Annotated in this window: 23 protein-coding genes; 4 read left to right on the top strand and 19 right to left on the bottom strand. The window is 51.6% G+C overall.

Annotated features, from left to right (window positions below):
• Positions 1 to 797: T9SS type A sorting domain-containing protein (locus AAF564_13680; protein ID MEM8486597.1), on the top strand; the 797-nt coding region annotated here is incomplete at its 5' end.
• Between the two features lie 33 nt (positions 798 to 830).
• On the opposite strand, the gene lysA is transcribed toward AAF564_13680, so the two are convergent.
• The 4 genes from lysA to AAF564_13700 form a co-directional block, all read right to left on the bottom strand.
• Complete coding sequence (gene lysA / locus AAF564_13685) at positions 831 to 2081, bottom strand: diaminopimelate decarboxylase (protein MEM8486598.1); 1251 nt, start codon at positions 2079 to 2081, stop codon at positions 831 to 833.
• Positions 2082 to 2094: 13 nt separating this feature from the next.
• Positions 2095 to 3138, bottom strand: a complete 1044-nt coding sequence (locus tag AAF564_13690) for a GntG family PLP-dependent aldolase (protein ID MEM8486599.1) — start codon at positions 3136 to 3138, stop codon at positions 2095 to 2097.
• Between the two features lie 72 nt (positions 3139 to 3210).
• Complete coding sequence (gene greA, locus AAF564_13695) at positions 3211 to 3687, bottom strand: transcription elongation factor GreA (protein MEM8486600.1); 477 nt, start codon at positions 3685 to 3687, stop codon at positions 3211 to 3213.
• Between the two features lie 229 nt (positions 3688 to 3916).
• A complete protein-coding gene (locus AAF564_13700; GenBank protein ID MEM8486601.1) occupies positions 3917 to 4426 on the bottom strand; it encodes an NlpC/P60 family protein in 510 nt (169 codons plus the stop codon).
• Between the two features lie 230 nt (positions 4427 to 4656).
• Here AAF564_13700 and AAF564_13705 point away from each other — a divergent pair, with 230 nt between their 5' ends.
• Both AAF564_13705 and AAF564_13710 read left to right on the top strand, forming a co-directional pair.
• Positions 4657 to 4995 carry a YtxH domain-containing protein gene (locus tag AAF564_13705; protein ID MEM8486602.1) on the top strand — a complete coding sequence of 113 codons (339 nt, stop codon included), beginning with the start codon at positions 4657 to 4659 and terminating at the stop codon, positions 4993 to 4995.
• 164 nt (positions 4996 to 5159) lie between these two features.
• Positions 5160 to 5675: a BrxA/BrxB family bacilliredoxin gene (locus AAF564_13710; protein ID MEM8486603.1), complete on the top strand. Its 516-nt coding sequence runs from the start codon at positions 5160 to 5162 to the stop codon at positions 5673 to 5675.
• Positions 5676 to 5759: 84 nt separating this feature from the next.
• Here AAF564_13710 and AAF564_13715 read toward each other — a convergent pair whose 3' ends face one another.
• Entirely contained in the window at positions 5760 to 8438 is a 2679-nt protein-coding gene (locus tag AAF564_13715; GenBank protein MEM8486604.1) for an ABC transporter permease, read from the bottom strand.
• Positions 8439 to 8445: 7 nt separating this feature from the next.
• Positions 8446 to 8790: a PadR family transcriptional regulator gene (locus AAF564_13720; GenBank protein ID MEM8486605.1), complete on the bottom strand. Its 345-nt coding sequence runs from the start codon at positions 8788 to 8790 to the stop codon at positions 8446 to 8448.
• 153 nt (positions 8791 to 8943) lie between these two features.
• On the opposite strand from AAF564_13720, the gene AAF564_13725 reads away from it, so the two are divergent.
• Positions 8944 to 10323, top strand: a complete 1380-nt coding sequence (locus AAF564_13725; GenBank protein MEM8486606.1) for a TIGR00366 family protein — start codon at positions 8944 to 8946, stop codon at positions 10321 to 10323.
• Here AAF564_13725 and AAF564_13730 read toward each other — a convergent pair.
• From AAF564_13730 to AAF564_13790, 13 genes are all read right to left on the bottom strand, one after another.
• Positions 10295 to 11791 carry an oligosaccharide flippase family protein gene (locus AAF564_13730; protein ID MEM8486607.1) on the bottom strand — a complete coding sequence of 499 codons (1497 nt, stop codon included), beginning with the start codon at positions 11789 to 11791 and terminating at the stop codon, positions 10295 to 10297. The genes AAF564_13725 and AAF564_13730 overlap by 29 nt on opposite strands.
• Positions 11788 to 13461, bottom strand: coding sequence for a DUF6798 domain-containing protein (locus AAF564_13735; GenBank protein MEM8486608.1), 1674 nt, complete (start codon positions 13459 to 13461; stop codon positions 11788 to 11790). Before AAF564_13735 ends, AAF564_13730 begins: the two co-directional genes overlap by 4 nt.
• 11 nt (positions 13462 to 13472) lie before the next feature.
• A complete protein-coding gene (locus AAF564_13740) occupies positions 13473 to 14483 on the bottom strand; it encodes a GNAT family N-acetyltransferase (protein MEM8486609.1) in 1011 nt (336 codons plus the stop codon).
• A gap of 113 nt (positions 14484 to 14596) precedes the next feature.
• Positions 14597 to 16006: an ATP-dependent protease ATPase subunit HslU gene (gene hslU, locus AAF564_13745; protein MEM8486610.1), complete on the bottom strand. Its 1410-nt coding sequence runs from the start codon at positions 16004 to 16006 to the stop codon at positions 14597 to 14599.
• Positions 16007 to 16064: 58 nt separating this feature from the next.
• Entirely contained in the window at positions 16065 to 17180 is a 1116-nt protein-coding gene (locus tag AAF564_13750) for an NYN domain-containing protein (protein ID MEM8486611.1), read from the bottom strand.
• Positions 17181 to 17346: 166 nt separating this feature from the next.
• Positions 17347 to 17916, bottom strand: a complete 570-nt coding sequence (gene hslV / locus AAF564_13755) for an ATP-dependent protease subunit HslV (protein MEM8486612.1) — start codon at positions 17914 to 17916, stop codon at positions 17347 to 17349.
• Between the two features lie 309 nt (positions 17917 to 18225).
• Positions 18226 to 19380 (bottom strand): hypothetical protein, encoded by a 1155-nt coding sequence (locus AAF564_13760; protein ID MEM8486613.1) that lies wholly within the window; start codon positions 19378 to 19380, stop codon positions 18226 to 18228.
• Between the two features lie 168 nt (positions 19381 to 19548).
• A complete protein-coding gene (gene dacB, locus AAF564_13765) occupies positions 19549 to 21075 on the bottom strand; it encodes a D-alanyl-D-alanine carboxypeptidase/D-alanyl-D-alanine-endopeptidase (GenBank protein ID MEM8486614.1) in 1527 nt (508 codons plus the stop codon).
• An 87-nt stretch (positions 21076 to 21162) separates the two neighbouring features.
• Complete coding sequence (mreC, locus tag AAF564_13770; GenBank protein ID MEM8486615.1) at positions 21163 to 21984, bottom strand: rod shape-determining protein MreC; 822 nt, start codon at positions 21982 to 21984, stop codon at positions 21163 to 21165.
• A gap of 109 nt (positions 21985 to 22093) precedes the next feature.
• Positions 22094 to 23104 carry a rod shape-determining protein gene (locus AAF564_13775; GenBank protein MEM8486616.1) on the bottom strand — a complete coding sequence of 337 codons (1011 nt, stop codon included), beginning with the start codon at positions 23102 to 23104 and terminating at the stop codon, positions 22094 to 22096.
• A gap of 207 nt (positions 23105 to 23311) precedes the next feature.
• Complete coding sequence (gene purH, locus AAF564_13780; protein ID MEM8486617.1) at positions 23312 to 24907, bottom strand: bifunctional phosphoribosylaminoimidazolecarboxamide formyltransferase/IMP cyclohydrolase; 1596 nt, start codon at positions 24905 to 24907, stop codon at positions 23312 to 23314.
• A gap of 2 nt (positions 24908 to 24909) precedes the next feature.
• Positions 24910 to 25575: a phosphoribosylglycinamide formyltransferase gene (purN, locus tag AAF564_13785; GenBank protein MEM8486618.1), complete on the bottom strand. Its 666-nt coding sequence runs from the start codon at positions 25573 to 25575 to the stop codon at positions 24910 to 24912.
• Positions 25572 to 26082 (bottom strand): LD-carboxypeptidase (locus AAF564_13790; GenBank protein ID MEM8486619.1); only part of this gene is annotated, 511 nt, incomplete at its 5' end. The genes AAF564_13790 and purN, both read right to left, overlap by 4 nt.

The following is a 26082-nucleotide window of genomic DNA, read 5'->3' on the forward strand; positions in this document are numbered from 1 at the left end:
ATTCAACTTCGGACGATTCTACAGGCAAAAGGCGTGGAGAACTGTTCAGGACGCATCAAGTGATGCTAGAGTTTGAGAACTATAAAACCAAAGATCGTTCAACCCTTTACTTGGGTTATCACGATAAGGCAGATGAAGGGCTAGATAAATATGACCAATATTTTCCTCCCGGCAAATTTCGGGACGTTGATATCGTGCTGATGAATGGAAAACCTGATTCACGCAATGGCCGGCTTTTGGCAGACGTTCGGCCATCTATAGCACAGGGACAAAGATACAACGTCAATGTTAATGCCCGGTCAGCAACCACGCTTGCTGTAAAGTCTTTTTTGGATAATGAACTAAGTGCGCACGAGCTGTATTTGGTTAATCGCAGGATTGGGAAGTTTTATAACCTGCGGGACAACCAAACAGCTTATGTTGATGTAGTTGCAGGTAAAAATGAGTTTGAACTGTTGGTTGGAGCGTTGCATTTCATTGAAGACATAAAGTCTACTACGTTGCCTCAACAAGCTGCGTTACTCGGCGGGTATCCAAATCCTTTTAATCAACGCGTTGCTTTGGAGATAGCTATTCCTGGAGACAAGGAGGAATTACAGCATGCTTTAATTGAAGTATACAACGTCGCCGGGCAATATGTCGATACAGTTCTTGAGCGTGAGTTGAGTCCCGGCTTGCACAAGGTCGTATGGGATTTGGAGCAACAACAAGCTAATATGCCTAGTGGTGTATATTTCATGCGTATGGTCCTGGAATCAGGTTTTTCTGAAACCACGGGAGTGGTACATATTAAATAGTCGATATAATTGATCGGAAGTGAGGGTAGCCTACTACAAATGGGTGCCAAACATCGAATTGACCAGGTCTGCTTCTGAAACCCGCTCCTGGATTACCAGGTGGCTGCCATCTGCTTTGATGAGCACTTCCGCAGGCAAGGGGCGCAAGTTGTATAACGAGGCCATCGACATCCCGTAGGCGCCGGCGTCCATAATGGCGAGCGTGTCGTTTTCGCTGATTTCCTGGACCAGTCGATTTTTGGCAAATACGTCTCCCGACTCACAAATATTACCAACTACTTCGTAGGGCCGCCTGAAGCCGTCTGCATTCGATAGGTTATAAATTTCGTGGTACGCGCCGTAGACGGAAGGGCGCACCAACTGGTTCATGCCTGAATCGGTGCCGGCAAAAGTTTTGTTGTTGGCCTCTTTTACCGTATTTGCAGTGACAAGCAAGGTGCCGGCTTCTGCCACCAGAAATCGGCCGGGTTCAAACCAGTAGGTGAGGCCTTTTTGATTGTGGTTTGCCTCGTGCGCCTGCAAAACCTGCACAATGGTTTGCTGGAAATTTTCAAAGTCTATTGGTACATCTTCAGGGCGGTAGGGAATGCTGAAGCCGCCGCCAAGATTCAGGATGCGCAGGTCGGGAAAGTATTGTGCTGTTTGGAGGATAACTTCAATGGCTTGCTGTAATACAGCCATTGAGGGAATGCCGCTGCCAATGTGCTGATGCAGGCCAACAATTTTGAGGTTGTTTCTGGCTGCCGCCTCCAGAATCTGTTCAACTTCATTAACCGGAATACCAAACTTGGTTGCTTTGCCGGCAGTGACTACGTGTGCATGGTGCCCTGAGCCGATTTGCGGGTTCAGCCGCACACACACTTCTGCACCCGGATAAGCCGCGCCATACCGGGCAACTCGCGACAATTCGCCCAGGTTCATCAAGACCCCGGCTTCTGCCACCGTGTGCATCTCCTCATCCGTCATGTTGTTGGCGGTGTACAAAATGTCTTTTGGGGCAAAGCCAATTTGCTGCGCCAGGTACAGTTCAGCCGGTGATACGGCATCGATTCCGATACCTTCCGATTTGATAATGCGCAGAATAGCCGGATGAGAATTGGCTTTCATTGCATACAGCAGCTTGGTTGGGACGTGTTTCAGGTGCTGTTTGAGCAATTTACACTGCCTGCGTATGATCGATTCGTCGTACACATAGGTCGGCGTACCATACGTTTGGGCCAGCGATGCCAGCAGGGATGCATTGTGGGGTGTTTTGTGGGTGTTTTCTACCGGCTCGGTACGCATGGGCTCGGCTAGCTTAAGTGGTGATAGGAGTGCAGAAGGAGGTTTCCAGTACGGTCTGTGTGGTTTGCAGGGCTTCATCGGTAAACGCCAGATGCGTGACCGCTCGAATGGTATCAGGTGCGGTGGCACTCACGAGGATACCATGTTGTTTTAACGCGGCCGCCGCAGCAACTGCTGCATCATTGGCTACGTGGAAAAATACGATGTTTGATTCGATATCATCAGGATCGACTGAAAAAGATGCTGTATTGTTGAGCGCCGTTGCAAGGGCTTTGGCGCGTGCGTGGTCCTCTGAGAGCCGGCTCCTGTGGTGGTCCAGCGCATAGAGTCCGGCTGCAGCCAGAATGCCGGCTTGCCGCATACTGCCACCGAGCCGGCTACGGTAGTGCCGTGCACGGGCTATATGCTCATGGCTACCAACAAGTACGGACCCTACTGGGGCGCCAAGGCCTTTGGAAAGGCACATGGTAGCAGTATCAAAGCAGGCTGCAAAGGTGTGCTCAGGGATGCCAGAGGCAGCAGCAGCATTCCATAGCCTCGCGCCATCCATGTGCATTGGGATATTGTTGTCGAGCGCCAGCGTGCGAATTTCTCTCAGTACGTCAAGGGGTTGCACGCGGCCACCGGCAAGGTTGTGCGTATTCTCCAGGCAAATCAGACTGGTGGAGGGAGCGCCATATTGCCCCGTGCGCAGGTTTTGCTTGATATCAGCAGGATACAGGATGCCTTTGTTGCCGCGCAAGGGAAGCAATTGCACCCCTGATAACCAGGCGCCGGCTGCGCCTTCGTGGTTTACAATGTGGCAATTGCGTTCGACAATGACTTCTGTGGCGCGCGTGGTGTGCACGAGAAGTCCGAGTTGGTTGCCCATGGTCCCGGAAGGGATGTATAGGGCAGCTTCTTTTTTGAGCAGGCCGGCCACGCGGGCTTCCAGTGCCGTAACGGTAGGGTCTTCTCCGTATACATCATCGCCTACCTCTGCAGCAGCAATTGCTTTTCGCATGCCAGGGGTAGGGCGCGTGATCGTGTCGCTGCGCAGGTCTACTAAAGCGGACAAATGCTTTTCCGGGGTTTGGGTGGGACTACCAGAAAGATGAGCGCTAGACCAGGTTATTAACCAATGTAGGGGTTAGCGCGTGATATCTAGAATCTCAAGAGAGAGTACACCGGCGGGTATTTTTATTTCGGCAACGTCACCTATTGATTTACCCAGGAGGCCATTGCCAATCGGGCTCTCTACAGAAATTTTACCCTTCAACAGGTCAGCTTCCGGCTGTGCTACAAGCGTGTAGGTGTGCGTTTTGCCGGTTTTTTTGTTTTTCACCTTAACGGTGCTCAGGATACGTGCCTTGGAACCGTCAATTTTCGAGTCGTCGATGAGCCGTGCTTCCGCAATTTCAGTTTCCTTTTTTGCAATGCGGGCTTCCAGCAAACCCTGGGCGTCCTTGGCTGCATCATATTCTGCATTTTCAGACAAGTCACCCTGGGCCCTTGCTTCAGCAATGGCTTGAGAGATACGGGGACGTTCGACAGACTTAAGAAAGTGCAATTCCTCTTTTAATTTCTTGAGGCCTTCTTCAGTCAGATAGATAGGTTGATTGCCCATATTATATCTACACGGTTTAACGCTAGTAGCGGGTATACGCGTCGTGGCTAACTTTTGCACACCCGAAGGCATGCCCAAGAATATAGTTTATATCGAATGAAATAAAATAGATGTCTGAATAAACCGCCCTTTGACGCTTATATACCGCTTTTGGATCCCTTTGTTAACAAATGAAGAATAGGAATTGTGTTACTGGCGTTGTCTGTGTGGCTAATCAGAATATAGGCTGCTACCAGCCTGAACGCGATCGATCGATGGGGTTGTCCGTTGGGTTGGCAAGTGAGTCTGCTGCCGGCGCCAGGATGCGCCTGACGGTCCAGAATCTTCTTTCCCAATAGGGATCCTGGATGGAGGAAATGGTAACGCCTTCGCTTTTTGAGGCGTGCATAAATTCGTCTTCCCCGACGTAAATGCCTACGTGCCTGGTTTTTGAATCAATACGATAAAAAACAAGATCACCCACCGTCAGCTGGTTGTGCAATACCGCTTGTCCTTCTTTAGACTGAAGCGAGGTGGTGCGTGGCAAATCAACCGTAAAAAGATCTTTGTAGACGGTTTGCACAAATGCGGAGCAATCGATGCCATCGCGTGTTGTGCCGCCCCATTCATGTGGGGTGCCTTCCCAGTCAGCAGCTTCAGCACGCAGCAGTGTTTTTCGGTCGGCATTGGGGGATTCGTTGACAACCGTCTTTAATGGTGTGGCATCGGGCTTTGTTGATACACAGCCTGCCAGAAGCATTAAAGAACACGCCACAATACATGCTACTGACACAGGTGACGCGAACCAGTTGTTATGTCCAGGATTCTTAGATTGAGGGTACATCTGGATACTAAAACGGCCACAAAAAGTGAAATGACAGAAAATTAACCAGTTCTTGGTATGAAAATGGGGGCCGTGTACGTAGAACAGGTCATAAGAAAGAAGTTTCAGTATATTGGATATGCCAACAGAAACGATTTGATTCCATCATGAACACTAGATTTTCACATATTGTAACCGTTGCAGCAGCTTTCACCGCCGGTTTGTGTGCCGGCATGATGATGGCGCCGCAGTCGGGTAAGGCATTACGCCGCCGTATGAAGCAGGAAGCCCGCACCCAGCTCAAAACGGCCGAAGACAAACTTGAGCAAGTTGAAGCGCAGCTCAATAAAGTAAATGACCGTATTCAGGCAGTTGGCAAAGATCTAGGCGATCGGGTCCGCGATGCTGCTGATGAGTACATTCCAGACCTTGCCAAAGACGGGGAAGACTGGAACCTTACCAAAGAAGACATGGAGAAAGAACTGCGTCATCTTTCGCGCCGTTAAGCGGGATCAAAGCCTTTGATGGTGCCGTTCCTGAACAGGTATGCTGCCGGGCTGGCAGGTGGGTTGTGCGTTTGGCAAATGCTGCCATAGCTGAACCTTTGGCCACCCCCAGCATTTACAATTCAGGTTTGTAACTGTAACAGATTAAAATAGATAGGGAAGATATGCCGTACCCCGAAGCACTTGTACATCCAATGCGGGAAGAACTGACCCGTTTGGGTGTTGCTGAACTCCGCGACATGACAGCTGTTGATGAAGCTTTTGAAGCTGCTGAGTCTGAAACTACACTGTTGATTGTGAACTCGGTTTGCGGTTGTGCTGCTGCCAACGCAAGGCCTGCCGTTGCGATGGCAATGCAGACGGAAGTACAGCCTGATCGGTACGTAACCGTTTTTGCCGGCCAGGATCTGGAAGCCACGGCTCGCGCCCGCGAATACATGCGCGGTATTGCGCCGTCTTCTCCGTTTATGGCCCTCCTGAAAGAAGGAGACCCCGTTTTTGTACTCGAGCGCCGGCATATTGAAGGCCGTTCTGCAAATGCTATTGCCATGGACCTCGTCAATGCCTATCAGAAGTTCTGTGGCACCGATGCCACAGCGGAAAACGGACCAGAGCGGCCGGCTTACGACCAGTCACCTATCGGTAACGGGTTGCCCAACACGTTCCGGTCCATCAAGTAACATATGGCCCTTCATGCTTTGGCATGTGGATTTTAAGCAGCGTCCTGTTTGGGGCGCTGCTTTTTTTGTTGATCTGCCGTGCTATTACTCAAAACGCAAGCTCCTGGCGGGTTTGCGCAAGGCCGCACGCAGCGATTGGTAGCCTACAGATGCTATTGCAATTCCGAGCGCTGAACAGGTTGCCAGCAAAAACGCACCCAGGCCAATATCTACCCGGTACACAAAGCCTTCCAGCCAGTGGGATGTGGCGAGGTATGCGATCGGTACGGCAAACAATGCCGCCAACAGCACCAGATTGGTAAACTCTTTCGAAAGCATATACACAATATTACCTGGCGAAGCGCCCAGTACTTTTCTAACACCAATTTCTTTGGTGCGCTGTTCAGCTGCATAAGCTGCCTGTCCGAAGAGCCCTAGCGCAGCAATCAGGAAAGCCAGCATGGTGAAAAAGTTGAACGTAGCCCCCAACCGTTTTTCCTGTGCGTATAGGCTGTCAAACGTATCATCCAGGAAACTGTACTCCACGGGATAAGAAGACGCGGTCCGGACAATTTCTTGCACAGCTGCAAGGCTTTCATCGACATTACCCGGTTGCAGTTTTACCGATATGTATTCAAAGCGGCCCCCATCATCCAGAAAAAATAACAGCGGCTTGATTTGATGATGCATCGAATGCATGTGGAAATCTTGCACAACCCCGATGACAGTTCGCGCTCGGCGGTCATGGCGAAAAGTTTTGCCGAGGGCTTCGTCAGGACTCCAGCCCAGTGCCCGCGCGGTGGTTTCATTGATTATGCTGGCCGACTCAAGATCTGTTGGAAACGCCGGGCTAAACGTACGGCCCGCGATCAGAGCTATACCAAACAGTTCTTCAAAGCCATAATCAACGGCATTCACGTGGATAGGCAAAGAGGCTTCAGGTTCACTTCCTGGCCAGTTTCTAATGTTTTGCTTCATCGAAATGTTGGTCGGTAGCGAGTGTGAAGCCGTAACTTGCGCGACGCTGCTGTGTTGTTTGAGGGCTGCCTGTACCTGTTGCCGGCGCGCTTTCAACGCATCGTTGTTATCCTGAATGGCAATGTTGAGGATGTGCGCCCGGTCGTACCCCAGGGCTTTGTTCTGAACAAATTCCAGCTGCTGATAAATTACGTATCCGCAAGTGACCAGGATAATGGATGCCGTAAACTGCCCCACAATGAGTGTTTGCTGCAAGCTGAATTTGTACTTTCTGTGCCGTTGTTTGCGTTTTAGCGCCCGCAGCGGAGGAAGCGCAGCCATGTGGAGGGCAGGGTAGCTGCCGGCCAACAGGGCCACAAGCACGAGCAATACAAAAAGGGCTGGGACCAGCCAGGGTTGGGCGAAGTAGTTGAGGGTTAATGTCCGATTGACAAGCTGTGCAAAGTGGGGGAGTAACAGGTGTGTAAGTACCAGCGCCATCAACAATGCCAGGCCAGTCATCAGAAAAGACTCTCCAATGAATTGCCAGATCAATTGTGACTTGTCGGCTCCAACCGTTTTGCGTAACCCCACCTCCGCTGCCCGCTTAATCGACCGGGCCACAGCCAGATTTACGTAATTGATGCAGGCCAGAAGCAAGATGATGCAGCCGATGGCAAGAAACAGGAAAACGCGCGCACGGCTGCCATGCCGGCCTACGTCGAAGTTTGCCGTTGAGCGCAGGTGAACATCCGCCAGTGATTGGATATAAAAGCGCTCGCGTTCATTGTTAGGGGTATCTTCGTTGCCGGCATAGATTTTCCGATCTGCTAGCGCCGGCAATTTCTTTTGCAGCGCATGAAAGTCTGTACCCGGTGCTGTCCGGAAAAATGTGTACAGGTAATTGCTATTCCACCGGTCTTCATCAAGTTGGGAATTGTAGTAAGCATCCGTAATAATCGACGTCACAAAATCATATTGGACCGAGGCATTGGCGGGCACATCTGCCATCAGGCCAGTGACCAGGTAGCTGGTCTGGTCATCCATCCTCAGGGTGCGCCCCATTGGATCTGCTGCGCCAAAGAGCTTGCCGGCAAGGCTTTCGGTTAACACAATACTGTTAGGTGCAACCAGTGCAGTTGCTGCTGCGCCCTGTACCAGTTGAATCGCAAAGACCTCAAAATAGTGTTGGTCCGCTGAAAGCCCCTCGGTTGTAAATTTGTTGTTTTCTGCCTGTAGGAGGGCCTCCTGGTATTGAAATGCGGTGGCATGGGTGACTTCAGGGAAATCTGTCATCATGGCCGGCGCCAGGGGTGCCTGCGTCAGAGCAAAATGGTCGGTGCCGAGATACACATCACCGGGTACACGTTTCGTGACACGGTAAATGTCTTCATGCCCGGGGAAGAAGCGATCGAATGAAAACTCGTATTGCACAAAGCGCATAATGATGATAAAGCAGGCAATCCCAACAGCCAGACCAACGATGTTGATGGCTGTATAGACTTTCTGCTTTTGCATCGTACGCAGTGCCACCCGCATGTAATTCTTCAACATGCCATAGCGCCACAGCAATGCTTCTTTGACGCGGTGTTCTCTTTTAGCTTTTGCCCAAAATACTTTGTCATATTCGCGGGTTGCTTCTTCTTTACCGCCCATATCGCGCAGGGCAAGGTCAAATGCGTCTTTTTGCGAAATACCCGTCATGACTAGGGCCGCAACCTGGTCCCGAATGTGTTGCTCCAGTTCATCCAGATCTTCCGTTGAAAACGCTTGATTGTGCGCGTAACCTTGCCGCCAGGCAGCGAGTGATTTGTCGAGATCAAACATGTATTTCTCAGGTAGGGAGGAGGCCCGGGGCAGGCGACCAGAGTTTCATGAGTGCGGTATGCACATCCAGCCATTGTTGTTTTTCCTGCGCTAGCATCTGTTGCCCTTTAGGGGTCAGGCGGTAATATTTGCGTCTTGGCCCACCCGCTGAGGCCTGCCAGTAGCTCTCTACGAGGCCTTTGTTTTCCATGCTGTGTAGTACCGGATACAGGGTACTGGTTGTCCATTTAATCTGGTTTGAAGTCAGCTGCTGGACGCGTTGGATGATGGCGTAACCGTAATTGTCGCCGGCAGCCAGAATGGTGAGCACAAACGGCTTGATGGAAGCTGCTACGAGCGCTTTGGGGATCATCGATGATGCTGGTTTAAATTGCTATGTCGGAATTCGATATAGTGTAAGTCGTGCTACGACATAGTTGTGCAAAAAGATGCGGAGCAATGAAAAAACTCCAAATCCTTTGTATACTGGCAGCACTTTGACCATCCACCAGCCTGTTGTCAAGCCATGTCATTCCGCTTTAAGGTGCCGCATACCCTCGTACTGCTGTTCATCATGATTGTGATTGCCTACGCACTCACCTGGATGTTGCCAGCTGGTACCTTCGAGATGGTTACCAACGACCACAACAGGGAAGTGGTTGTGCCGGGTACCTACACGTTACTTGAGGGCGTGGCGCGGTTGCCCATTTGGTCGATTGTCACCGTTATACCGCGAGGACTTGAGGCTGCACAGGGCATTATTTTCTTTGTATTTCTGATTGGTGGGTCGTTGGCAGTGATCCGGACAACGGGGAGTATAGATGCAGCACTGGCGCGTTTGCTGCGGCGATTTGGCAACCGGCCGGCCTGGCTCATTTTTATCGGGATGCTTGTAGTGGCAATTGGTGCTTCCACCATTGGGATGTCGGAAGAATTTATCCCGCTCACCGTCGTATTACTCACCCTGTGTGTGGGGATGCGGATGGATGCCATTACGGCAGCCGGCATTCTGGTTATCGGATCCGGCATCGGCTATGGGGTTGCGGCGCTCAATCCGTTCACCGTGTTGGTGGCGCAAGAGGTTGCCGGCGTGCCGCTTATTTCAGGGATAGAGTACCGGTTGGCGATATCGCTGCCTTTCTTTCTGATTGGCTTCTTCCACATGTGGCGATACGCAAAAAAAATCAGATCCAATCCGGCTGCTTCGCTGGTGCACGATGTGCCAGAGGCCCAATTGCCAGAAGAAGAGGCTACAGTTGAATTATCAGGCAGGCACGTAACCATTTTGTGGATTACGATTGCAACGCTCATTTTGCTTGTATGGGGTATTATTTCCCACGGCTGGTACTTTGTGGAATTGGGGGCGGTCTTTGTTGTGCTGGCCGTTGTTGTCGGACTCGTTGCCGGCCTACCCCTCGATAAAATTGCGCGCTCCTTTACTGCCGGCGCAGCTGAACTTACTGGAACAGCCCTGTTGATAGGATTTGCCCGCGCCATCGAACTCATCCTAACAGACGGGCAGGTAATGCATACCATTGTTAATGGCCTGGCAACACCGCTCGAAAACGCCGGCGCTGAAATCGCTGCCAGCGGGATGCTGGTCATCCAGAGTGTCTTCAATTTCTTCATCCCATCAGGGTCAGGACAGGCTTACGTGACGATGCCGCTGATGGCACCGATTGCGGACATTGTAGGTGTCTCACGCCAGGTTGCTGTGCTGGCTTACCAGATGGGAGACGGGTTTATGAACATGATCATCCCAACCGGGCCTGTATTGATGGGCATTCTGGGGATTGCCGGCATACCATACGGCCGGTGGTTCAAGTTCATCTGGCCGCTGGCTGTTCAGCTGGTTATTGCAGGTAGCGTTGCGCTGATTATTGCGACCTGGATTGGGTACCAGTAGCGGCTTCGCTGGTGAGGGTACGATAGACGACGCCAAGGAAGCCCAATCCTGTCAGCACGAGGGCGGCAACAGTGATGAGCGGTCGGTCCAATAAACTGACTGCATACAGTACAAGAAGAAACGGGCTGGCAATGCTGAGTTGTTTCAGGTAAGCAGTAAAGGCGGCGCGCGCAGGGGTGCCGGCAAGCCGAAGCATCACAACAATGTGGATGATGCGCGCGAGGACGCCTCCCAGGGCAAGATAGAAAATGGCCTGGGTTATATCGCCAGTGAAGCACCCGTAGAGGAAGAGCGAAATCTGCAGCACAAATATGGTTGTGCTGGTTACAAATTCAATACGCTGTTTTTCGAGTAGGTCGAAGATCCGTGTCAGGGGAGAGGCGATACTGGCCAGGAAAAACCAGGGGGCGAGCCATCGCAAGTATACGCCGGCCGTTTCCCAGGGCGCGCCCAAAAACAGCCGAACCACTTCTGGGCCAGTGAGCATCAGGGCAAGGGTAGGGAAGAGGCCTACGGTAATCAGGCGGCTGTGGACCTTGGTTGTCAGCTGCGGTAGTGTTTTTGTCCGGATGGCATCCGCGCCCTCGACAAAGAATACCTGGGAAATGGCATATCCTATGAGACTGAGCGGCACAGCAAACAACGCAAAAGCGCGCCCATAGTATCCAACAATAGCCTCCCCGAAGAACACCAATAGCAATAATACAGGCAGCCGGGATTGTAGGGTGTTCAGCAGCGTGGACGGCATCGCATAAATAGGAAACCGCCGGTACCGCCGTGCGGCAAAGCGAATGTATGTACCGTTACCAATACCTCGAAAAAACTGCTTCTGTAGCTGCGTGATCTGTCTCAAATACCAGATGGTGCTGGCTACATATCCGGCGATGTAGCCACTAATCAGTCCAATGGGAAGCATCCGGTTTGTGAACTGCGCCATTACAATCCGAACGGCAGTCATGACGCCAGTTTGTGCCACCTGTCCGGATGAAATGGCCGCATAAGCCTTTTTCCTGTTCAGCCAGAGTTCTGTAAGTTTTGCAAACCGGATGGCGGCGAGGGCCGGAGGTATCCACAGGAGATGGGGCAAAAGGGTGGATTCTTGGGCGGCTGCCGGTAGTAATGCAATCAGGGAATCCTTGAAGAGGAGCAAGAGCAGGCAGCTTCCGGAGACGATGAGTACCAGCAGAAACGTGAGCCCCAGAATGCCTAAGGCCTCTTCCTCGTTTTCTGGCAACATCAGCGCATCTTCATAACGGAGCGTAGCAAACGGCACAAGTAGCGCAATGATTGCGACAAGCGCATCCAGTAGCCCAAAAGCCTCTGGCGTGTAGAGCCGCGCAAGGACTGGCTGGGCTAAATACGAAATGATAAGGGCTACGAGCGTACCCGAAAGCAGGGTGGAGACGGCTTTTATAAACCCGCTACCGTTTGTCAGACGATCCAAAAATGCGCGAACGGACGAAATCATTGCAGGGCCAGTCGCTGTGCGGATAGTTTGTAGACAAACCAGCCTTGCGTTTCATATTCGACCGAATAGGAGGAAGCCGCCGGCAATGGGGCATTGCGAATGATGTAGTCGAAAGAGTAAGTGATCCCCAGCTCTTCGAGGTCGTGGGGCGTTAGGGTATTGTATTTGAAGTCGAGTGCAGCTAGCAGCGTGGGATCGGTCTGTTCGGGTAATTGTAGCGGCGCCATGTCTTGCAGCCGGTCGAACCACGTTCTGATGTTTGTATCCTGGTAGGGGAATGCTTTGTGGTTTATTACAATTGCACGCCTTGCGTGGCTCCTGAATGCAGACCATGAGGGTGGAACGGCAAACACTTCTGCCGGCAGCGTATTTTTTGCGGCCCATCGGGCAAGTTGAATTTCAGGATCGCCAGATGCGCGCCAGGGATAAACCTTCTGCTGCAGTCTATCCGGCTGCATAATGAGAATCCCGGCAAACCCTACGGCAAACAAGGCGGCGAGGCGCAGCGGCTGATTGAAACACAGTTGGTCCAGCCTGTTGGCCCATCGAGTAGGCAAAACGCGTACGGTGGCATCAGCTATTAGCATCACCATCAGTGCTTTGACGAGCAGCGTCATTTTGAAAAGCTGCAGCTTGGCTATGGTCAATTGTTGCATGATTTCTGTACCGACATAGGCAACCAGGCAGACTCCTGTGACCAGGACAAGCATATCATTGAAAAAGCCGGCTCTGACCGATCCTTCCTGTTTTTCACGCGCGAGCAGCACCAGGTAGCCAACCAGCAGGACCACAAAAAACTTGATCAGTCGCACCTTGTCAAACGCGCTGAACAGGTAATGGTGTGGATTCCGAAACTGGGCCATGATGTAGAACAGCGACGAGGTGGGGGATATGGTTTCGGAAATTGTATCTGAAAGCGTTTCGCTTACTGCAGAAAATTGCTGGTAGAAGAGGGGGACAAGGGCAAAGGCAGCGACAATGGCGTATACGGCTGTTGTTGTCAGCACACGCATAAAGTGATGGCGTCGGCCCTGTGCCATGTGCGGTTGAAAGAATTGCAAACAAAGCATGCCACCCACAAGCAGCATAACCTGGAGCCCAACCAACGCCTGAAAGAGCGTTGCAATACCTGCAAAGAGACCGGCGCGGGTGTAGTCTTTTCTCAGATAAAAGACAAAAGCCCAGAGTGCAAGGGCCCATGCAGTCATACTCGGCACGAGTACGAAGTGCAATAAATCATTTCCACCCAGTGTCCAGAAAGGGGTAAAAATACAGACAAGCCCGGCGCTAATTAAGGCGGACAGTCGGTTCTTTAAGAGGCCATCTGCCAACTGATAAACCGCACTCGCTATGCTTGCCCAGCTTGCTACATAAACCACAAATACTGCAAGCCAAACGGGCATTGCGATGCTTAGCCCATAGAGCAGGTATACAAAATACGTGCGCACACTAAACGCGGATAGCTGTGTTTGTACAAACCAATCATTCTGAAAATAAGCCGGATTAAGGAGACTGTAGAGAAATGGAATAAACTCATCCTGGTCGCTTGTACCGTATCCGTATCCGAAACGAAGCAGATACAAACCGTAACCGAGCACCAACAGGACGATGTAAGGCGCTTTATTTCGGATGGTTTTCATCGCGGCGCTATGTTGATCAACTGCTTCCATGCTGTAGGGTGCTAGGCAGAAAGCAGGCGTTTAATGCGGAGCATGGTTGCGAGGAGTGGATTGGGCGTATGGGTGACGGCAAAGTAAGGTGTCAATATAGCACCAAAACGCCGCTTGAACTCAGCAATGCCAGGTGTATTTGCACCTACAAAGTCGAATGTCTGAATCCCTTCAGCTTGTAATGCCGGCAGCATATTACCAAGCAGTACGGTCATGGCCGGCCCGGGATTGCTCCCGGCTATCCAGTAATATCCTTTTGTACCGTCGTGTAACACAGCCACGCCTGCCTCAATTGTCCCTTTTGTGGCATCCACGGCAGTGAAGCAGCGGACCATGTTTTGCGTTAACAGGTCGCCGGCCAGGTTTAGCAATTGTGTTTGGGCCAGGGGGAATTGTCGCTTGTTTCTATTATACCCGGCAGCACACAACGCTACAATCTGTTCGAGATCTGAAGCTGATCTGTTTATCTTGTATAAGTCCTTGTTTTTTTTGAAATTACGCCGGGTGCCAGTAGACCAGCCTTGTTGTGATACATCGTAGGTGGACAAGTCGAGTTCGTACGTATAAAAGGGGCCAGTTTGCCAGTTTGCCCATTTAAAACTGCGGATATCCTGCATACCAGGATGCAGGTGTAGCCGGATATCGTCAAATTTGTCAGCTAGGTGGTTTGCGAGACTGGCTAATGCATCGTTGGCTACCTCAGGTTGTGCGCATAACACAGAAGTAAAGGGTGTAAAAGGAGGGACCTCTACACGTAGAAAGGGGCCTTGTTTTCGATGAAACGTAACCAGGCTGGCCAGATCGCGGGTGTTGTCAGCTACCAGCCAAAGCGTTGCTTTTTTATTGCAATGCCTTGCAAGGGCACGGGCAAAGGGCAGCGAGGAGAAGGGTGTGTTTTGCGTAGATATAGCCTGAATCGCTTGCCAGCGCGCGATTCCTTCCTCATTCCCCATTGCGACACCATCTCCAGCATCGCTGATAGCGAATTCAGAGATTTTGAAAGCGGGAGAAGCAGGAGCCACGAAAGAGACTGGAGCATCCAGTATTGGTGTGAAAACAGAAGCCAGCCGTTTAGCACCCCAATTGTGAAAGCGCGAGGCTTAGCACCATATTGAGGTGCGCTTGATGATGCGGCTTAGAGAATATACTGACTAAGGTCTCTATTTTCAGCTACGGTACCAAGCTGCTTGTAAACCATCTCTGCTGTAACCTCAAACGTACTGTAATCAGCGTTATCTGGCACGTCAAAGAGGATTTCTTCGAGCAGGGTTGTAAGGATGGTGTGCAGCCGGCGTGCGCCGATGTTTTCTACTTCGGCGTTGACTTTTGCAGCAATGCCGGCAATTTCCCTGACCGCGTCATCATTAAAGGTAATTTTTACACCTTCAGCTTCAAGCAGCGCTGCGTATTGTTTGAGGAGCGCGTTTTTAGGGAACGTCAGGATTTTGTAGAAATCTTCCTCGTTGAGGTTGTTCAGTTCAACGCGGATTGGGAAGCGGCCCTGGAGTTCGGGGATCAGGTCGCTTGGTTTTGCAATATGGAATGCACCGCTTGCAATAAAGAGAATGTGATCGGTTTTGACCATGCCGTATTTGGTCATCACATTGGAGCCTTCCACAATAGGGAGGAGATCGCGCTGAACGCCTTCGCGGGAGACATCCGGGCCGCCGCCTTTGCCTGAGCGGGCGGCAACTTTGTCAATTTCATCGATGAAAACGATGCCGGCCTGCTCAACACGGGTCATGGCTTCTTTGGTCACCTTGTCCATGTCGATTAGCTTCTGCGCTTCTTCCTGCGTGAGCAGTTCGCGTGCTTCAGCGATTGGCATGCGGCGTTTCTTCCGCTTTTTGCCGCCAAGGTTACCAAACAGCTCCTGGATGTTCATGCCCATCTCTTCGATGCCCATGGGGCCGAAGACTTGCATCATCTGGGTTTGATCGGAGGAGACTTCAATTTCTACTTCCCGCTCATCGAGTTCACCGCGGCCCAGTTTTTCCCTGAATTTGGCGCGGGTACGTTCGCGGAGCTCAGCTTCAGAAGAGGGCTCACTATCTTCTTTGTCAGCCTCATCATTTTGCTGGATGACGAAGCCTGGACCGGGAATAATATCACCAGCGGTCTTTTTGACGGGGGGAATCAGAATGTCGAGGATGCGCTCTTGCGCCAGTTCACGGGCGCGTTCCTGTACGCCTTCGGTAAATTCTTCGCGTACGATGTTGATGGCGATGTCCGTCAGGTCGCGGATCATGCTGTCGACATCGCGGCCAACGTACCCCACTTCAGTAAATTTGGTTGCTTCAACCTTGATGAAGGGCGCCCCGGAGAGTTTGGCAAGCCGGCGTGCAATTTCTGTTTTGCCCACGCCGGTTGGCCCAATCATGATAATATTGTTGGGCATGATCTCGTCCTGGATCTCAGCAGGTGTATTCTGCCGGCGCCAGCGATTACGCAGGGCAATGGCTACGCTTTTCTTGGCTTCGTTCTGCCCAATGATGTATTTGTCTAGTTCCGCTACAATCTGGCGGGGCGTCAATTCTTCCTTCATCTTGAATAGATAGTAATCATCCTGGCGTACTTACACGCCAAGGGGGGATATTGGATTCTTACTCCTTGTTCAAATCATTCTCTGAACCGAGGGAGTCTGCTGGCTCATCCGCCAGTTTGCCACCGTCGCCGGATGGATAAGCCGTAGTTTTATCGAAAACGGCCTCACCGCCGTTAAATTCAACCTTCTCGTCTGCATATTTGTCGCCGGCACTATAGCCTTCGCCAAAGTCAGCAGGATTACGCTGTTCAATTTCTTCTCGGATTTGCAAAACATCGGGGTGTTCTGCGTCAACCAGCAAGACGGTGTAGTCGTACGGGAAGCCACGTCGTTTTTCGAGCCAAACGGCGCCGGCGTCTTCCAGGTTGTTGATGATTGATTTGGGATCGTTGAGGTGATCGTCCAGGGAATCGGAGAGTTTTCGTAACAGTGGCGTCAGATAGACCTCGTCGTATTGTCCAAAGTGTTCCTCGATAACCCGCAGCGTTTCGTAGGCAATGCTATCAGTGACTTCCTGGTATTCAACATCGCGCTGAACCGTAAAGGAGGCGCGGGCGACGCGCCGGCCAAAGGTGCCGTTGCGCACTGCGTCGCTGCTTTTGGAGGTTTTGCCGAGCTGCCGGCGTGCACCCTCGCTCAGCAGGTCTGCTGCATTGAGAAACGTTTCATGCCCAAACAGGTGCATGCGTTCCAGATCTTCGTGCGCCTCAAGGGTAACAACCAACATATTTTTCCCATGCCCTTTCAACAACTGCACAAGGGGGACCTGCACGCTGTTGCCCGAAATCAGCACGTAAGAGTCGATATCCGGGCGCGTGTAAATCAAATCACCCGCATCCAGGCACAATTGCATCGAGGGAGCTGCCGGATCAATACTGGCAGAAACGAACTTTGGCGTCAGGCCCTGCTGATATAACGATTTCTGGATAAAGAGCCCATCACCCTGAAGGGCGCCAAAGTCTGCATATGCATTTGATATGGCCAGTTGAAAAAGGTCTTTTCCCTGGAGGTAACGATTTAACTCTTCAAGCATGTCGATGATAAACTCATCGGGGTGTGTATCATCTGACAGCCTTTGGGACAGAAGGTTGTACAAATTTTGGTAATCTACAAGAACGGCGGTCAGGTTTTCCTGCCTCCACAAACGGTTCTTGTCGTATCTGCTATGATTCATTTGAAAAGTCTGTTACACTAAATTCATTAGTTCAATAAGTAATAAACAGGTGTAGTAGCTACACGAGACGTGCGGGGAGCAGACGTGAAATTTGAGAACGGTATGGCCCGTAACTGATAGTAGGAATTTGCCTTATAAACCCGGCAAAGGCTGCCTGGGAGGCGTACTATTTGACTTCAGGGGACTGAAGTTCCAGAATATTTATATGATGGTTCGTATAAATACAAATATCAGCTGCAATAGAAAGTCCTTCCTCTACTATCTCTCTTGCTGAAAGATTGTCACCATATTTTACAAGTGCCCGCGTGGCTGCGAGGGCAAAGGAGCCGCCGGAGCCTATCGCAACGATGTCATCATCGGGTTCTATAACATCACCCGTGCCACTGATTAGCAAAAGTCGTTCCTCTGAAGCGACAGCCAACAACGCTTCGAGCCGGCGGAGGTAACGATCAGTGCGCCAGTCTTTTGCAAGTTCAACTGCAGCACGGGTCACATTCCCGCCATATTGCTGTAGTTTTTCCTCAAATCGTTCGAAAAGGGTAAAGGCATCAGCCGTAGAGCCGGCAAAGCCAGCAAGGATCTTTCCTCCATGTAATGCACGCACTTTTTGGGCTTTGTGCTTCATTACAGTATTTCCCATCGTAGCCTGACCATCCGACCCAAGCGCAACCTTACCGTTGTGACGAACACCCAGAACGGTTGTTGAACGAATCTTACGCGCGCTTTTAGAATCCATGATCACCACCGGTTCAGACTACGATTTAAGAAATTTCGGCTGTCTTACACGAGAGAAAGGCGCAAAGGGTTCTGCAAAAAAAGAAGCGTTGCAAATTTTGTATTGAGTCCCGCTTTATGTTTGAATTTGTTATACCGCGTGACGGTACGCCGTGGATTATTTAGCAGTAGGGAGGATGACCCGGCATGATACCGGGCTTCCGCCCACGCGCCATTGAGCCAGTTTTCATCCCCCCATCATCCCGAGCCTGCGAAGGAGTTGGGCGAGCAGCCTGCCGGGCATAGCTCTCGGCCCAGTCAGCAGATCTCATTACCACCTTAACCCATCCGCGTTAACCAGCCGCGCCATAATGGCCCACCCAAAGAAGCTGTTAGCCACGCCGATCAGCAACTCGTTCTCGCCTTCTTGCAAAGGTAAAGCAAAGGAAGCATCATCTGGCGTAATTTGCCCAAAAGCATCTTTCATAATGGGATGGGAGTAGAGGTTCTTCCCTACGTAAACAAGCTGCCCGTTTAGCAAGATCCATACTTCATCACTGAAGCCAAGGTTCAGCGTTTGTACTTGCTCCTTTGACGAGTGGATGGTCTGCCTCAACCACACCGCACGCCTGTTGTCGGACCGCCCAAACCGCCGGCTCAGGTTTACCAGACCGTCTCGCTCTGATGCAATTGATTGCCATTCAGTGCTATCCATAGGGTAGTGGTCGCTATGGGCACGGAATAACATTGCGCTAACAAGCTCGCGGCCGGGAGGGAGTTCAAACGCGTCAGTTACCTGCCACTGGTGGAGGTAGCGCTGGTCGTCAGCAACTGGATCATATGCGGCCTCGGGGGCAAGACCAGCAGGGGCGCCATGCGTAACGACGAGATTGGCAAAGATACCACCACCTTCAAACGCAATGCTACCGACATGTGTGTTGCCCATTAGTTCTGGGATCGAGAGCGCCGGCTGATCCATGTCATTAACATAAACCTGCATCCTTTTGCCGGCAACCACGAGCTTGATATGATTCCATCCTTCTTTATGAATGACTGCCGGCCCCTGATATCGGGGATGCAGATCCCACAGCGCAACGCCTTTTGTAAGTGCGGTATACTGCACGGCATCGGGTCCCAGCGGATCATCTGCACGATACGTCCGCAGGTAAAACACCTCCGCCTCCGCGGCGTTTTGCCGCCTGAAGTAAATGGTTGATAGAAAGAAGTCGGTTAGTTCTACATCAAATTCGATGGTGCCATCGGTAAATTGCAGTTCGTTCAAAACCACCTGCCCTTGAGCGGCAAACAGGGCTTCCGGGCTGGGGGTTACTTTAACAGCTGGAATGCCTCTATGCGTGAGGAATTCAGCTCGACCTTCTGGGGCCCTCCAGTGGTCTGTAGTCATGGGGATGCGATGTTCAGCCTCTTGGGCAAACAGGGGGACGGATACAGTTACACAAAGGACAAGTAAAAAGAGTCTTTTCATTGAACCGGTAATTGATGAATGAGCACTAGTTGCGATAAACTAGATGCATATCGATCAGATAGTCCGTTCAATGTTGTGCAATGTGCTGCCAAGGCTGTGCAAAAAGCATATACCCCCTATACAGGCCCAGCAGTACGTAGATGGGATGTGAAATGAACGCCGTGACGGTTACTGTCTGTACCTGGCCAGCAGCGTAACCAACGCATTCTGTGTACGGCGGACGGCGGACGTCTTTACCGTGTAGTTGTTACACATGATTACAAACAACAGCGGGGTGCCGGCTGCTGAGGATACATAGCCACTGAGCGCGCTGGCACCGGTAAGTGTACCAGTTTTAGCCCGGACATTTCTATAGGTTGGGCTCCGCCGGAATCGGTCCTCGAGGGTACCATCAACGCCACCAACGGGCATCGAGTCGTAATATGCCTGCTGCACGCGGGTATCTTTGTGATCCCACATGTAGGCGAGCAGGTTTGCAGTCATGTCTGCTGTTACCAGATTCATCCTGGAAAGCCCTGAGCCATCCAGCAACTTAATGCGACTGGTATCTACACGGGCTCGCCCATGTGTTTCGTTAGCTACTTTGAGACCCCGTTCAGCAGAACTGTCATCTGATTCAAGACCTGGCACGGGCATGTGAATGCCCAGGGTGCGAATGAGCAGTTCTGCGTACAGGTTCTGGCTTTCTTTGTTGAGGATGACAATCATCTCCGAAAGCGGCGGTGAGTGATGACTAAGTAGCTTGTTGAGTGCTTTTTTTGATGGTTTAATTGAAAGCTCATCTACGTCTACAGGCCGGCCCAGGACCACAATGCCTTCCTGAATCAGGACTTCGCGCAGCACGTGGGTGAAATAGGCTGTTGGATTGGAGACTGTGATGTATGAGGTGTCTATTTCAGCCGGATAGATTTCACTGATGGCCTCAATGGTGTTGAAGTTTCGGGGCCGGGTGTAATCGATGTCGTCGCTAGAGTCTGGGGGCACCGTCATGGATTTGTTTACAACATCCACATACGACGTATTGAAAGGGTCCCAACGAAGTTTTGCCGGCATGCCTTCCTGCTGCCCTTCGATGATAAACCGGATGCTGTTATCGTAAAAGGTGAGCGCACTGATTTCTGCAGAATAGTAGTACGGTTCGTCATCCCAACTCCAGCCATAGCCCAGGCTCAGGTCGTCAAAGAGGTCGTCATCACCGATGATGTCGCCGGCAATTTGTTTGATGCCGAGGTCTTTCAGGGCTTTGGCCCAATTCCTGAAAATGAGGGTAGGGTCGTCATCTGAATACCGGTCACCGATGGTTGGGTCGCCCGAGCCACGGACAATCAGGTTACCGTCCAGGATGCCGTCCGTTATGTTGCCGTCGCTATACAGCGTGGTTTCGTATTGAAAATCTGGGCCAAGCTGATCGAGTGCCGCAGCGGTTGTGTAGAGCTTTGCATTGGAGGCCGGCATCATGCTTTTATTGGTATGCCGGGCAAAGAGCACATCGCTGGTGCTCAGGTCTACAACTTTTACCCCCCAAATGGCATTGCTATACTGGTCCTCATTCAAGAGTTGATGGATGGCAGCCTGCAAGGCTTCGCGCGACTCTGTCGCCGGCTGCGCCATGGACAGGCCTGGCAACAGGGCACCTATAGTTACAATATATAGTGCCGCAAAGCCGGTTACTCGGGGACGGGGAAACGAAAACATAGTTCAAGAAGAGGAAATGAGCGTTGAGATACAAACAGCTTAATTGTACCAATAACGTGCAAATGTACGCCTTAGGTACCCCAAATCCTACTCCGGGGTTTCTAGCTCCAGCCGTTCTGCCGGTGCTTCTTCCAGGACAACAAATGCGTGCTCGACGACATCAATAGGGGACGTGGGTTTGATATAGACCAGCAATTGGTTTTTTCCGGGCTGTGGCAGGACCTGTTCTACAATGCCAATGGGGTAGCCGGGTGGGAAAACGCTGCTGTATTCACTGGTGACAACCAGATTGCCCTGCTGGACCGATTCTGTTTTGATGACGTGCTCCAGCAACAATTCGCCACGGTTGATGCCTTCCCATCGCACAATGCCCAGCGCCTGCGACGGCTGCACCTTGGCAGGTACGCGGAAGTCCATGTTGACATAGGACATGACCTGGGCATAGTTTTCACTGACCTGGATGACCTTGCCGAGGATGCCTCGTTCATCCAGCACGCCCATATCTTTTTTTACGCCGTGGGTGCTTCCTTTATTGAGCGTAAGATAATTGTTCTGTTTTGTGATCTCTTTTTCGATGATGCGCGCCGGCTCCAGGTTGTAAGCAACCGTATCGACAAAGCCAACCAGCCGGCGGAGGCGGAGATTTTCGATGTCTGCTTCACGCGAACGCGCAAGCTGGCTCGACAATTCGATATTCTCTGCCCGCAGGATATCGTTTTCTTCTAGCGCGTGGAAATAGCGACCGATCCAACTCAGCGAGCTTTCCACGCGGCCTGTGATTTCGAGAGAAGCAGCGCGGAGCGTCCTGACGATGGTCAGGTTCTGCGTGAGCATGACAATCAGTGAAATCGAAAGAAAACTGAGGAGCAATGCCCAGTCCCTGATCCGAGTCCATTGACGAAAATCCATTGCTGTTGTGTGCTGGTGCAGTTTCCTGCTTTCCTGAACGTGAAGATGTTGAAAGGGATTACACCCGTGCCGGGCGATTATGGTTCAAAACGCAGGCAACTGCGGCGCATCAAGTCAACACTTTCTGGAAGGTTTCGATGTTTTCCAGCACTTTACCCGTTCCGCGAACCACAGCAGTGAGTGGATCTTCAGCAATATAAACAGGGATCTCTGCGCGGTTGCGAATCAGGGTGTCGAGGCCTTTTAACATGGCGCCGCCTCCTGTGAGCATGATACCACGTTCGAGGATGTCTGAGCCCAATTCGGGCGGCGTGCGCTCGAGGCAGTGTAACACTGCGGCTGCAATCTGGCCGATGGGTTCATTGAGGGCATCGCGTACGTCTTCGGACGTAATGGAGCGAATTTTGGGAATCCCGCTAACGAGGTCGCGGCCTTTGACTGAGATTTCGAGTTCAGGATCGAGTTCAACCGCGCTGCCTATTTCACACTTGATGCGTTCTGCTGTTCTCAGACCGATCAGGAGGTTGTGATTCCGTTTGAAGTACTGCAGAATGGTGTTGTCGAGCTCATCACCGCCTACGCGGATTGATTCATCGATCACGATACCGGAGAGGGCAATCACGGCAATTTCAGTTGTGCCACCACCAATATCAACAACCATGTTGCCCACGGGCTCGTCGACATTCATGCCGATGCCAATGGCGGCAGCCATTGGCTCTTTGATCAGGTAGACTTGCTTGGCGCCGGCGCGTTCAGCAGATTCGCGCACAGCACGTTCTTCCACACCAGTGATACCACTCGGTACACAGACCACCATACGGCGAATTGAGTTGTACCAGTTGCGCTGCACCTTGCGGATCAGGCCCCGGATCATCTGTTCAGCAACCTCAAAGTCTGCAATAACACCGTCTTTCAGGGGGCGAATTGTTTCAATTTGGGGATGCGTACGTTCGTGCATTTGCTGCGCTTCGAACCCGATGGCGATGTCTTGCCGGGTTGAACGGTCTACTGCAACAATGCTCGGTTCATTTAAAACAATGCCTTCGCCGGCGATGTGGATCAGCGTGTTGGCTGTACCCAAATCAATAGCAACATCGTGGGAGAGCTTGAAAAACGGCATGTATATGTGCGTTTAACTAAATCGTGAAGTTCAGGAGAAAGTACAGCATTTTAGCGAGGCATGCACGGTACTTGCTCTTTTGGTCCCTCTAGCGTAGTGAAACAAGTAATTCTTGTATGCCAAAAGGAAAAGAGCAAAACCTTCAGCCTGCAACCTTTAACCTGCTACAGCAAGCCAATTAATCCTGCAGAATTTATCGGTTTGCACCTAGTGTCTGAAATGCCGTTTCCCGGTAAACACCATGGCCATGCCATGTTCGTTGGCCGCTTCGATGACCTCTTCGTCGCGTACAGATCCTCCCGGTTGTATAGCGGCTCGGGCTCCATTTTTTGCTGCCTCTACGAGGCCGTCGGCAAATGGAAAAAATGCATCCGAGGCTACCACTGATTCGGTAAAGTCAAGTTCCGACTTGCGGCCTTTTTGAACAGCTATTTCAGAGGAATCGATGCGGCTCATCTGGCCGGCACCAATGCCAAGCGTGGCTGCATTCCTTGCGTAAACTATGGCGTTGCTCTTTACGTGTTTTACCACGCGCCAGCCAAACACCAGATCAAACCATTCCTGCTCAGTAGGCTGACGTTCGGTTACGACGTCAACTTGCGACCGGAAAGCTTCATACGGAGGTAGTGGGCCATCGCGATCCTGGACCAACATACCGCCGGCGATTGACCTGATATCTACCTGAGCACCAGGAGTTGCAGTCTGCCGTGTTTTAATTAATCGGCGATTTTTTTTCTTCTTCAAGAAATCCAGTACACCTTCTTCAAAATCAGGCGCAATAATGATTTCTGTAAAGATGCTGTTGATTGCTTCAGCTGAGGCAAGATCAAGGGGCCGGTTCACCACAACAATGCCTCCAAATGGAGATTGTCGGTCGGTGGCAAACGCATTGCTGTAGGCTTCGTGGAGCGTATCCGCACTGGCTACACCGCACGGGTTCGTGTGTTTGAGGATGGCGCACGTGGGCGGCGCTTCCTGAAATTCCTCGATCAGATAGAGGGCTGCACTGAGGTCGATCAGGTTATTGAAAGACAGGTCTTTACCGTGCAGTTGTTCAAACAACGCTCCGGGATCGCCATAGAATGCGCCTTTCTGATGCGGGTTTTCGCCGTAGCGTAGTGTCTGGACGCGGGGGAGGGTGGTTGCAAAATGTGCTGGCTGTCCCGTTTCATCGGGTGTCTCTTTTGCAAAGTAGCCAGCAATGGCGGTGTCGTATTGAGCGGTATGCGCAAAAGCTTTCGCTGCCAACGTTTGGCGGACAGCCATCGACAGGGTGCCGTTGTTCGCTGCGAGTTCATCGGCAACGAGCGCATAATCCGCTGGCGAGGTTACCACGCCGACAAAGAAAAAGTTTTTGGCAGCGGCGCGAATCATGGTCGGGCCGCCGATGTCGATGTTTTCTATCGCAAAACCGAGGCTTACCCCTTCTTTGCTGATGGCTTGCTGAAAGGGGTAGAGGTTTACAACCACCAGGTCGATGCCCTGGATGTTGTGGGCTTCCAGTTGGGCAAGGTCTTCAGGGTCGTTTTTCCTCGAGAGCAGGCCGCCATGAATTGCAGGGTGCAAGGTTTTTACCCGCCCGTCGAGTATTTCGGGGAACTGGGTGATGTCTGACACTGACTTAACCGGCAGGCCGGCTTCGCTGATCGCGCGCGCTGTGCCACCGGTAGATATCATTTCAACCCCTTGTGCATGCAGTTGCTCTGCAAACGCTACAAGCCCCGTTTTATCCGAAACAGAGAGCAGGGCACGCCGGACGGGATACCGATCTGCTGGTTTTGGTAAATCCTTTTCTTTAATCATGTTTATTGATTGGATGCAGTGTCCTTCGGAATGAGTGGGTCGATAGATACTTGCCGGCCTGTTACTGTTACCCGTCCTTCAGCAATCAACCTGAGGGCTTCCGGGAAAATTTGGTGTTCTACAGCCAGTACACGGCTGGCAAGCGTTTCAACGGCGTCGTTCTGGTAAACCGGAACGGTACGCTGTAGCATGATTGGTCCGGTATCGTAGTCTTCATCAACAAAATGTACTGTTACGCCGGTCCATCGCACGCCGCGGTCAAGGGCTGCCTGGTGGATTTTAGCCCCGTACATGCCGGGGCCGCCAAAAGCCGGCAGCAAAGAAGGATGGATGTTCAACATGCGGCCTTGGAACTGTCGCACCAACTGGAGCGGTATTTTCTTCAGGTAACCGGCCAGCACAACAAAGTTGACGTTGTTTTTGCTGAACAACGCGTTAAGCGCTTCAACATAAGCTGCTTCGGAGTCAAAGCTAGCCGGCTTCATAACCGCAGTTGCAATGCCCCGTTGATTCGCACGTTCCAGCGCCCCGGCATTTGAACGGTTGCTCACGACAGCTGTTACTGCGACATCCCGGAGCGTCCTCTCTTCAATTGCTTGCAGAATGGCTTCCAGGTTTGTACCACTACCCGACGCAAAAACTGCAATGCGTAAAGGGGACTTGCTCATGGTTGTGTGCGATTTGCGGATTGTCTGTTGTTTTGTGCTACCAGCGGTTCAAGAACTTGAATTTCTGTGCGGGCCGATGTGACGCGCAGCCTGGCTTTGACGCCAACAGGCATCGAATTTTTCACCGGAATATGACCATATCTGAGTCCTGATGCAACAGGGAAGGTGACATTATTACAATAATCCCGAAAAACCTCATCAATTTCTGCCGGTGTATGTTCAGGGTTGGCTTCATCTGTAAACTGGCCAATGATCAGGCCGCCGAGATTTTCCCATATGCCGCTCAGCTTCAACTGACCCAGCATGGCGTCTATTTTGTAGGCGGGTTCGTTGATATCTTCCAGAAACAGCAACGCCCCACGCAGGTCAGGCAGGTAGGGCGTTCCAATGAGGCGCGATAAGACGGCAAGATTGCCACCGAGCAAGGGCCCCGTAGCTTCGCCTTCCTGTAATCCATTAAACGGGGTATCGGTTACGTTTTCAAGCGCAAACCCGGTTGTAGATGTA

The sequence above is a fragment of the Bacteroidota bacterium genome (genome assembly GCA_039111535.1).
Classification (GTDB): domain Bacteria; phylum Bacteroidota; class Rhodothermia; order Rhodothermales; family JAHQVL01; genus JBCCIM01.